Raw genomic sequence first — 10,928 nt, forward strand, 5'->3', positions numbered from 1 at the left:
TTTGAGTTTTGATATGTTACCATGTCATGGTACGAAGAACGAAAAGAGGAATGGAATATGGGAAAATTATACGGAATCGGCGTGGGGCCGGGAGACCCTGAACTGCTGACCTTAAAGGCATACCGGATCCTTAAGGAGGCGGATGTCATATTCTGCCCTGAAAAGGAAGCCGGGGCGGGCAGTTTTGCATTTGACATCATAAAAGACCTGCTTAAGGATACAAAGGCCAGGATTGTGAATCTGGTCTATCCCATGCATTACCACGGTGTGAAGCTGCGCCGGATGTGGGAGGAGAATGCGGCCCTGATTGCAGGGGAGCTGAAGGAGGACGGGACAGGGGCGTTCATCACCCTGGGGGATCCGGCTGTTTACAGCACCTTCATGTACACCCTGCCATATATGGAACAGGCGGGCGTTGAAGTGGAGGTCGTACCGGGAATCACATCCTTCTGTGCCGTGGCGGATTCCATGAAGATGCCCCTGGTGGCCTGGGATGAGGACCTTGTGGTGGCGCCTGTGCGCAAGAACAGCAGCGAGGACCTGGGAAAGGTATTGAGGGAGCACGACAATGTGGTGCTGATGAAGCCTTCCTCCAATCAGGAGGCGCTGATCCAGGCCATCCGTGAAAACCATCTGGAGGATAATTTTGTCCTGATTACCAAGTCTGGAACAGGGGAGGAGCGCCTGGTCACGGATTTTGAGGAGCTTAAGCAGTACGATATCCCTTATCTTTCAACCATCATCATTAAGAAACAGGGGAGGCAGACCCATGATTGTGTGTGACTGCCTTCATAAGACATTCGGGACGGTCACGGCGGTGGACGGGGTGTCCATGGAGATAAAGGACGGGACATTCCTGGGACTGCTTGGTCCCAACGGCGCCGGGAAGACGACGCTGATGCGTATGATGACCGGCTTATTAAGCCCGGATACGGGAACCATCCTGTTTGACGGGCAGCCCATGGACCGGAACGCGGTGGCGGTCAAGCAGGCAATCGGCGTTACCAGCCAGCACATCAACCTGGATAAGGAGCTGACCGTGGAAGAGAATATGGAATTTGCAGGCCGCCTTTACCGGATGGGAAAGGCGGATATTGCTGCGTCCACGGACAGGCTCTTAAGCTTCCTTGGCTTGGAATCCGTGCGCAGGCGGGTATCCCAGAGCCTGTCAGGAGGCATGAAGCGCAAGCTGATGATTGCCAAAGCCCTGATACATGATCCCAGGTATCTGTTCTTAGATGAACCAACGGTGGGCATCGACCCCAATGCCAGGCGGGATATCTGGGATTTCCTCAGGATGCAGCACAAGGAGGGGAAGACCATCCTCCTGACCACCCATTATATAGAGGAGGCCCAGCACCTGTGCGATGACGTGATGCTGATTGACGGGGGAAAGATATTCCGGGAGGATACCCCGGAGGGTCTGATTGCTGAAATCGGGCCTTTTAAGGTGGAATACGAAGGGGAGGATGAGCGGATGAAGTCAGAGTTTTTTGGCAGCCTGCCGGAGGCAAAGGCCAGGGCGGCCTCCCTGGATGTGCCCTGCAGCGTTCTGCCCTCCACCCTGGAGGACGTGTTCTTTCACCATACCAGCAAGGGGGTGGGAGGATGGAAATAACCACGATCCTGTGGAGGGAATGGCTGTTCCTCAAGAGACGTTTCTGGCGGGTCACATTTTCACAGATGGTGTCCCCCTTCCTGTATTTCGTCACCTTTGGGATGGGACTGGGGAGAATGATGGATGTGGGCGGGCGCCCCTATCTCTACTACCTGATTCCGGGACTGCTGTCCATGACCACCATGCGCAACAGCTATACCTCCGTATCCACCCGTATCAGCGTGATGCGGCTCCATGAAAAAAGCTTTGAATGTTATTTTTATTCCCCCACCCGGATGTATCTGCTGGCTGCGGGGCATATCCTGGCCGGCGCGCTGCGTGGCATGTATTCCGGCGTGTTCATCGTGATCCTGGGGCTGGTATCCGGGGCGGACCTGGTGTTAAACGGCTGGCTTCTGACCGCAGTAATCCTTAATTCACTGATATTTGCAGCCCTGGGCTTCTTTGCGGCCATGATGATTGAAAGCCATTACGATATGAATAACTTTACCAATATCGTGATTACCCCCATGTCTTTTTTGTGCGGTACCTTCTTTTCACTGGACGGCATACCACAGGCATTAAAGTGGGTTGTGGACATCATGCCCCTGACCCATACCACCCGCCTGATCCGGGAAATCTCCTTTGGGGGCAGCGTAAGCTTTTTGTCCATGGGCGTATCGGCCCTGTTCGTGGCATTGTTTACAGGCTGCTGCGTGTGGTCCTGTTACCGTGAGGCGAAGGCGTGACTAGTACTAGAAAAGGGCATGCAGAAAAGATAAGGGTTAGCCCTTGAAAAATGTTTCCATTACTGATATTCTGGTCTGTGTGAATTGAATAAATGATAGGTCGAGGGATTACAGTTGAAAATAAAAAAGAATGAACATGTGATAAAGGAAGTGTTTCCAGGTTCCATTGCAGAAGAAATGGGGATTGAACCAGGGGATGTGCTGCTTGCAATCAATGACCAGGATGTGGAGGACGTCTTTGATTACAGGTACATGATAAAAGATGAATATATTGAGGTGCTGGTAAGGAAACAGGACGGCGAGGAATGGCTGCTGGAGATTGATAAGGAGTACGACGACGATTTGGGCATTGAGTTTGAAAACGGACTCATGAGTGACTACCGCTCCTGCAGCAACAAGTGTATCTTCTGCTTCATCGACCAGATGCCGCCGGGGATGAGGGATACCCTGTATTTTAAGGATGACGATTCCCGCCTTTCTTTCCTGCAGGGGAATTATATCACCCTGACCAATATGAAGGAGAGGGATATTGAGCGGATTATCCGGATGCAGCTGGCGCCCATCAATATTTCCGTGCAGACCACGAACCCGGAACTGCGGTGTAAGATGCTTAACAACCGTTTTGCGGGGGAGAAGCTGAAGTATCTGCAGATGCTCTATGACGGGCATGTGGAGATGAACGGACAGGTTGTGTGCTGTAAGAATGTGAACGACGGGGCGGAACTGGAACGGACCATGGATGACCTGGCCCGGTACCTGCCGTTTTTAAGGAGCGTATCGGTTGTCCCGGCCGGAATCACCAGGTTCCGGGACAACCTGTTCCCCATCGGACTGTATACAAAGGAAGAGGCAGGGGCCGTGATTGACATGGTAGAAAGCCGCCAGCAGGAATACTATGACAGGTTCGGCCTGCACTTCATCCATGCAAGCGACGAGTGGTACATCACGGCAGGCCGGGAGTTCCCGGAGGAGGAGCGCTATGACGGTTATATCCAGCTGGAGAACGGCGTGGGTATGATGCGCATGCTCATCAATGAATTTGATGAGGCCCTGGATGAGGTGGTTCACGGCGCGGGCCATGAAGCGCTGTCAGGGCAGGTAAGGCGTACGCTTACAATTGCAACCGGGAAGCTGGCATACCCCACCATCCGCGGGTTTGCGGACAAGCTGATGAAGGCGTTCCCCCACCTGACCATCCATGTGTATTATATCAGGAATGATTTCTTCGGGGAGACCATCACCGTATCGGGTCTGATAACGGGACAGGACCTGATCGGGCAGCTGAAGGAGCGCCAGGATAAGGGGGAGGACCTGGGCAGCGTGCTGCTGATTCCTTCCAATATGCTGCGCATGGGGGAACAGGTATTCCTGGACGACCTGACGGTGGAGGATGTGGAGCGGGAACTGGGCATGAAGCTGGCTGCGGTTGAACCGGGCGGGAAAGAATTCATTGACGCCGTCCTGAATCCGGAATATACCATGGACCGGAACAATGAAAACTTTGTGTATATCAAGGCTTATGACAGGGATATAGTTTAAATCTATAGAAAGCCATAAAAAATAGGAATTATCCGTCTCTTTTCTGTTTGTGCTATGATGACTGCAATCAGGAAAGAGGGGAAAATGTATGAAGACATCGGAATTTTTTAAACAGAAAACAGTGCTGTCCTTGGAGGTATTTCCGCCCAAACGGACAGCGCCCGTGGATACCATATATAAGACACTGGATGAACTTAAGGGCATGACGCCGGATTTCATCAGTGTGACCTACGGGGCGGGAGGCAGTGAGAACAGCCGCGCCACCCTGGAGATTGCATCCTCCATCAAGCACAGGTACGGGATTGAAAGCGTGGCCCATATACCCTGCCTGCATCTGACAAAGGAAGATGCTGCAGAGATACTTTTACAGTTAAAGGCCCATCAGATTGAGAATATCCTGGCGCTGAGAGGCGACCGCATCCCGGACAGGGAGCCTGCGGGCGATTTTAAGTATGCCGCGGATCTGGTGGGATTCATCAGGGAGCACGGCGATTTTAATATCATTGGCGCCTGTTACCCGGAAGGCCATCAGGAATCCGGGGGCCTGGTGCGGGATATCCACAATCTGAAGCACAAGGTGGACGCAGGGGTCAGCCAGCTGATTACCCAGCTCTTTTTTGACAATGAGTATTTTTACCGTTTCAGGGAACGGCTTGACCTGGCGGGCATCCGGGTTCCGGTGGAAGCAGGGATCATGCCGGTTGTGAATAAAAAGCAGATTGAGCGCATGGTTTCCCTTTGCGGCGTCCGGCTGCCTAAAAAGTTCACATCCATGATGGAGCGGTACGGGGATAACCCGGTGGCCATGAGGGATGCGGGAATCGCCTACGCGGTTGACCAGATTGTGGATTTGGCGGCCCATGGGGTGGACGGAATCCATCTGTATACCATGAACAATCCCTATATTGCCAATAAAATCCATGAGTCCGTATTCCGGCTGATGGCTTCCTGACAGGGAAAGCAGGGGATTGGTATCAGCGGATCAGCCGTTCCAGCTCCTCCAGGTACTTTTTAGCAAATTCGCTGAGATGCAGCCTGGGATTGGCAATCCATCCGATGAGCATGGATTCCTCTGTCTCCAGGGGGACGGCGATAATGGAATCACCGTTTAAATTGCTGTTGAGTATGCCGCTGCATATGGTATAGCCGTTTAATCCGATCAGAAGGTTAAAAAGGGTGGCCCGGTCGCTTACATAGATTACCTTTTTCCTGGGAATGGTACTCAGGATTTCCTCAGAAAAGTAAAAGGAATTCTGTTCCCCCTGTTCAAAGGCCAGGAATGGATAAGGTTCCAGCTCCTGGATGGAAACGCTTTTGCGGCCGGCCAGGGGATGGGATACATTGATGAATATATGAGGGTCGGCCTGAAGCAGGGGATGGAAGACAAGTCCATTTTCCTTAAACAGCTTCTCCAGCACCTTGCGGTTGAATTCATTGACATACAGGATGCCCAGCTCGCTCCGGTAGTTTTTCACATCATCTATGATTTCGTAGGTGCGGGTTTCCCTCAGGGTAAATTCATAGGAATCCGTATTCTGCCTGGATACCAGGTTGGCGAATGCATTGACCGCAAATGCATAATGCTGGGTGGATATGGAGCAGATCCGTTTTAAGGGTTTCCTTCCCGTATAATGCTGTTCCAACAGTTCCGCCTGTTCCAGTACCTGCCTTGCATAGGAGAGGAACTCCGTGCCTTCAGAGGACAGGGCAATCCCTTTTGGGCTGCGGTTAAAGATGGAAATCCCCATCTCCTTTTCCAGTTCCTTCACCGAATTGGAAAGGCTGGGCTGGGTGATGAAGAGCTGCTTTGCCGCCTCGGAAATCGAGCCGCAGTTTACAATTGTTACAATATACCGCAGTTGCTGCAGTGTCATGACAGATACCTCCATTGCTTTATGCCATGGAGGTATTTTAGCATATTTCAGACAAATAAGGAAAATATTTTTGTATTTAAACCGCTCCATGGAACTGGAAAAGGGCGCGGTTTCCATTCTTACATCTTTGTATTGCGCCGGTTCCGGCGCATATGTCCCGGACATATTCCAGGCCAAAACAGGTTAAAATACCAGTGCAGGCTCCCTGGATGTCCTATCGTCCCAATAAAAATATAATAGAATATCCATAAGAGAGCGGAACAAGAGCGCAAAGGAGATAATTGCATGCCAATCTGTGTGAAAAGCGAGATAGGAAAGTTGAAAAAGGTCATGCTCCACAGGCCGGGGAAGGAACTGGAACACCTGGTTCCGGGGGAACTGGAACGGCTGTTGTTTGACGATATCCCATACCTTAAGACGGCCCAGGGGGAACACGATATTTTTGCCCGCATTTTAAAGGAGAACGGAAGCCAGGTGGTCTATATGGAGGACATGATGGCGGACGTGTTAAGACAGTCCGGGGATATCAGGGAAAACTTCATCCGGCAGTTCATCAGTGAGGCCGGGAACACCGCGCAGAAGTTCAGGAACCAGCTGTTTGGCTTCCTGATGGATATTCCGGATGAAAAGGAGCTGGTGCTAAAGACAATGTCCGGCGTCAGCATGCATGAGATTAAGTCTGAAACCCACAGCCCCTTAGTGGATTTGGTCAAATCAGACAGCCGTTTCATCATGGATCCCATCCCCAACCTGTACTTTACAAGGGACCCGTTTGCGTGCATCGGCACAGGCGTCAGCCTGAACTGTATGTATTCAAGGACCAGGAGAAGGGAAACCATCTACGGGCAGTATATCCTGGAGCACCATCCGGACTACAGGGGGCAGACGCCGTTTTACTATAAAAGGGAGTATCCTTTCTCCATTGAGGGAGGCGATATCCTGAACCTGGGCAGCAAGGTCCTGGCCGTGGGAATCTCCCAGAGGACCACGCCGGAGGCAATTGAACTTCTGGCCCAGAACCTGTTTGAGGACAGCGCCTGTGAGGTGGAGACCATCCTGGCCCTGGATATCCCCAGTATCCGTGCGTTCATGCATCTGGATACGGTGTGCACCCAGGTGGACTACGACAAGTTCACCATCCATCCCGGAATCCTGGGGAACCTGCGCATCTATGAAATCCGGCGCGGGGACCAAAAGGGCAGGCTTGCGGTAAGGGAACTCGACCGTCCGCTTCCGGCTGTCCTGGCAGATTACCTGGGGACGGATAAGGTGACCATGATACGCTGCGGCGGAAAGGACCGGGTTGCCTCGGAGCGGGAACAGTGGAATGACGGTTCCAATACACTGTGCATTGAGCCGGGCAAGGTGGTGGTATATGACCGGAATTATATAACCAATGAGATGCTCAGGGATAAAGGCATCGAGGTCCTTGAAATGCCCAGTTCGGAGCTGTCCAGGGGAAGGGGAGGCCCCAGGTGCATGAGCATGCCCCTGGAACGCGGGTGAACATCCATTCCCGTCCTGGAGCGCGACCGGACAATCAAATAACATAGCAAAGGAGTAAGGAAGATGGCAGTGAATATCAGAGGAAGGAATTACCTGAAGTTATTGGACTACACGCCGGAGGAAATCCGCTATCTGCTGGATTTGTCCAAACAGTTCAAGAACATGAAGAGGAACGGCGTTCCCCACAAATACCTGGACAACAGGAACATCGTGCTTCTGTTTGAAAAGACGTCCACCCGCACCCGCTGCGCCTTTGAGGTTGCGGGACGGGATCTGGGCATGGGCGTGACTTACCTGGACCCGGGCAGCAGCCAGATGGGCAAAAAGGAGAGCATTGCAGACACGGCCAGGGTCCTGGGAAGGATGTACGACGGCATTGAGTACAGGGGCTATGACCAGTCGGTTGTGGAGGAACTTGCGGAGTATGCGGGCGTGCCCGTGTGGAACGGGCTTACGGACCAGTTCCATCCCACCCAGATGCTGGCAGACCTTCTGACGCTGGAGGAGAAGTTCGGCTGCCTCAAGGGGCTGCGCTTTACATACATGGGAGATGCAAGGAATAACATGGGCAATTCCCTGATGGTGGCCTGCGCCAAGATGGGCATCCACTTTACGGCCTGCGCCCCAAAGGAACTGTTCCCGGCCCAGGAACTGGTGGACGAGGCAAGGCGGATTGCAGAGGAAAATGAATGCACCATCCGGCTGACAGAGGATGTGGACCAGGGCGTGAAGGATGCGGACGCAGTGTACACGGATATCTGGGTGTCCATGGGGGAGCCGGATTCTGTCTGGGGAACCAGGATTGAACTGCTGCGCAGGTACCAGGTCAACGAAGAGGTGATGAAGAAGGCAAGGCACACGGCTATTTTCATGCACTGCCTGCCCTCCTTCCATGACACCAGGACCACCATTGGAGCGGAAATCGCTGAAAAGTTCGGCATCACGGAGATGGAAGTGACGGATGAAGTGTTTGAGTCAAGGCAGTCGGTTGTGTTCGACCAGGCGGAGAACCGCATGCATACAATCAAGGCTGTCATCTATGCCACCCTTTGTTAGGGCGTGTTTGGAAATCCGCTCCCGGCCCAGGGCGTGTTTGATTAATTTAAGAAAAAGAGAGGAAAAACCATATGTCATTTCAATTACCAGAATATCATCATCCTGATTTTACCCAGGAGAAATTCGTGAATGCCCCGGATGTGAAATACGAGGCAGCGGACATGGACGGGGTTGCGCCTGATAACTATCACAGCACCTCCATGTATCCGGAATATTTTAAAATCAATGGGAAATGGGTGCTGGCCGAGGAGAGCCGCATGGACTCCAGCGTGGTGCTCTGTGACGACGGGCACCTTGAAGTGGTTGAGAACAGGAATATTAAGAAGGGCGACAAGGTAATCCTCGGACGGACGGAAAAATGTGAGGAAGGGATCTACATGCACTGCCACGGCTTTGAGGAAGAAGGGGGGCAGCTGGAGGACCAGTTCGTGTTCCGCCAGGGCAGGAGCCGGGAGACCTCCTATGCGCGGGATTATGACAACCTGTTTGAACTGTTAAGGCATGAAAGGGAATACGGCAATATCGTATGGGTCATGGGGCCTGCATTTTCCTTTGACGCGGATGCAAGGGCAGCCATGCAGGCGCTGATTGACAACGGTTACGCCCATGGGCTGATGGCAGGCAATGCCCTGGCAACCCATGACCTGGAGGGAGCGCTGCTGCACACCGCCCTGGGGCAGGACATCTATACCCAGGTATCCCAGCCCAATGGACATTACAACCATCTGGATGTAATCAACAAGGTCAGGAGAAGCGGCTCCATTCCCCAGTTCATAAAGGATTATGACATTGACAACGGCATCATATACAGCTGCGTGAAGAACCATGTCCCCATGGTGCTGACCGGATCCATACGGGACGACGGACCCATGCCGGAGGTGATTGCCAGCGCGTATGAGGGACAGGGCGCCATGCGCGGCCTTGTGAAGAAGTCTACCTGCGTCATCTGCCTGGCAACCATGCTTCACACCATTGCCACTGGCAATATGACGCCGTCCTTCCGGGTGATGCCGGATGGCACCATACGCCCGGTCTACCTGTACACCGTGGATGCGGATGAGTTTGTTGTAAACAAGCTATTGGACAGGGGAAGCCTGTGCGCCACCACCGTGGTTACCAATGTCCAGGACTTCATCACCATTGTGGCAAAGGGGCTGAAGGTAATCGATTAATGGTCCGGGGATGAAAACTGGTCCGGGGACTAAAATTCCTGCAGTTCCACGGCCTGGCGGAATTTGCCGGGGGTCATGGAGCGGAACTTAAGGAAATTGCGGGTCAGCGTCTTCTCATTGTGGTATCCGGTATCAAGGGCAATGTCAAGGATGCTCCTGGTGGTCAAAAGCAGCAGCTCGGACGCCCGGTTGACCCGTATGAAGTTGAGGTAATCGGAAAAATTCATCTCCACCTGGTACAGGAGGATACGGTTCAGCTCTCTGGGCGACAGGTGGAAGCGTTCCCCCACCATGCGCGGATTTAATGGCTCGCTGTAGTGGCGGTAGATATAGGAAACAATGGTGTAGAAGTCCTTCCTGTCCTTAATCCGGCACAGGCTGCCCACCTTCTGGTAGGTGGCGCGGAATTCATTGGCCTTCATTCCTACCCTGGCTGAAAAGACCTTGCTGATATGGGCGCTGTCCACAAAGCCCAGGATTTCAGCCAGCTCTTCCAGGGTAAAGTCGGTGTACAGCAGGAAATTGATGGTTTTTCCAATCCGCATTTCATTTAACAGGTCAAAGAAGGACAGCCCGGTGGTCCTTGTGATATAGGCGCTGATGGAGGACTCGCTCATGTAAAATATCTGGGACAGCATGGACAGTGTAATCTTCTCGTTCAGGTGGCTGTACAGATACTGGAATATCTCACTGGGTTCAATGATCCGGGCGGAAGGCGGCAGGGATGCCGCCTTTTTTGCGCGCAGGAAATGAATGATGATTTCAATGAGCTTGTTGGTGATATAGAGGTTGCTGAGTTCCTGGGAAGGGGGACAGGACGCAGCGGATGGGGGGATGGGTGGATCCTGCGGCATGTCGGCCACGGACTTTGGGGCAGATTTCATGTCGGATTTCACGACGGATTCCATTCCGGACTCCACAGCGGTTTCCATTCCGGACTCCACGGCGGGTTCCGTGCCGATTTCCATGGTGGATTCCATGCCGATTTCTCCCTTAATCTGAAGGAACAGCTTCTGCATGGATGCAAGGGCCTCGCCTTCAAGATACAGGACCGGGTTGGCGGAAAGGGTCTGTATGATGGAGAGCGGTTCATTGCCCGGATTATAAAAGGTCTTGATGATTTCATTGATATTGTCAAAGTAATACGCCATCACAAAAAACTGTATGGGCGATTCCACCTCCACGATGTCACTGATCTGCCAGGGAAGGACACAGACCACGGCGCCTGGTTTCAGATCATAGGGACGGTTGTTGAGCATAAGCGTCCCTTTCCCGCTGTTGACCAGCCAGAAACGGGACATGGGATGGATCAGGGGCGTGGTTGGTCCTGTCAGGACCTCGATGTCAAAACTGCATATTTTATTCTCGTCCTGCATGGAGCAGTACAGGCTTTGCATTGGTACGATTTTTGCCATATGGGCCTCCATTTTACGGA

At 52.7% G+C, this 10,928-nt stretch carries 10 protein-coding genes; 8 read left to right on the forward strand and 2 right to left on the reverse strand.

What is annotated here, in order from left to right:
• Positions 1-57: 57 nt before the first annotated feature.
• From cobI to metF, 5 genes are all read left to right on the forward strand, one after another.
• Positions 58-783, forward strand: coding sequence for a precorrin-2 C(20)-methyltransferase (gene cobI, locus LK536_RS38610; RefSeq protein WP_008717736.1), 726 nt, complete (start codon positions 58-60; stop codon positions 781-783).
• The gene (locus tag LK536_RS38615; RefSeq protein WP_008717735.1) at positions 770-1,618 is read left to right on the forward strand and encodes an ABC transporter ATP-binding protein; all 849 of its coding nucleotides are present in this window, start codon (positions 770-772) and stop codon (positions 1,616-1,618) included. The genes cobI and LK536_RS38615 overlap by 14 nt, the downstream gene beginning before the upstream one ends.
• A complete protein-coding gene (locus LK536_RS38620) occupies positions 1,609-2,346 on the forward strand; it encodes an ABC transporter permease (RefSeq protein ID WP_227795531.1) in 738 nt (245 codons plus the stop codon). The genes LK536_RS38615 and LK536_RS38620 overlap by 10 nt, the downstream gene beginning before the upstream one ends.
• A 114-nt stretch (positions 2,347-2,460) precedes the next feature.
• Positions 2,461-3,885 (forward strand): DUF512 domain-containing protein, encoded by a 1,425-nt coding sequence (locus LK536_RS38625; RefSeq protein WP_227795530.1) that lies wholly within the window; start codon positions 2,461-2,463, stop codon positions 3,883-3,885.
• Between the two features lie 88 nt (positions 3,886-3,973).
• Complete coding sequence (gene metF, locus LK536_RS38630) at positions 3,974-4,837, forward strand: methylenetetrahydrofolate reductase [NAD(P)H] (RefSeq protein ID WP_130789858.1); 864 nt, start codon at positions 3,974-3,976, stop codon at positions 4,835-4,837.
• 22 nt (positions 4,838-4,859) lie between these two features.
• Here the strand turns inward: metF and LK536_RS38635 are convergent, their stop codons facing one another.
• Positions 4,860-5,759: a LysR family transcriptional regulator gene (locus LK536_RS38635; RefSeq protein WP_034577960.1), complete on the reverse strand. Its 900-nt coding sequence runs from the start codon at positions 5,757-5,759 to the stop codon at positions 4,860-4,862.
• 285 nt (positions 5,760-6,044) lie between these two features.
• Between LK536_RS38635 and arcA the strand changes: the two genes are divergently transcribed.
• The 3 genes from arcA (at position 6,045) to LK536_RS38650 (ending at position 9,493) form a co-directional block, all read left to right on the forward strand.
• Entirely contained in the window at positions 6,045-7,265 is a 1,221-nt protein-coding gene (gene arcA / locus LK536_RS38640; RefSeq protein WP_227795529.1) for an arginine deiminase, read from the forward strand.
• Positions 7,266-7,328: 63 nt separating this feature from the next.
• Positions 7,329-8,321, forward strand: a complete 993-nt coding sequence (argF, locus tag LK536_RS38645; protein WP_008717722.1) for an ornithine carbamoyltransferase — start codon at positions 7,329-7,331, stop codon at positions 8,319-8,321.
• Positions 8,322-8,392: 71 nt separating this feature from the next.
• A complete protein-coding gene (locus LK536_RS38650; RefSeq protein WP_025486601.1) occupies positions 8,393-9,493 on the forward strand; it encodes a putative NPN-dependent ornithine cyclodeaminase in 1,101 nt (366 codons plus the stop codon).
• Positions 9,494-9,522: 29 nt separating this feature from the next.
• On the opposite strand, the gene LK536_RS38655 is transcribed toward LK536_RS38650, so the two are convergent.
• The gene (locus LK536_RS38655) at positions 9,523-10,908 is read right to left on the reverse strand and encodes an AraC family transcriptional regulator (protein WP_227795528.1); all 1,386 of its coding nucleotides are present in this window, start codon (positions 10,906-10,908) and stop codon (positions 9,523-9,525) included.
• Between the last annotated feature and the right edge of the window lie 20 nt (positions 10,909-10,928).

This window comes from Clostridium pacaense (assembly GCF_020709765.2).
GTDB lineage: Bacteria > Bacillota > Clostridia > Lachnospirales > Lachnospiraceae > Enterocloster > Enterocloster hominis.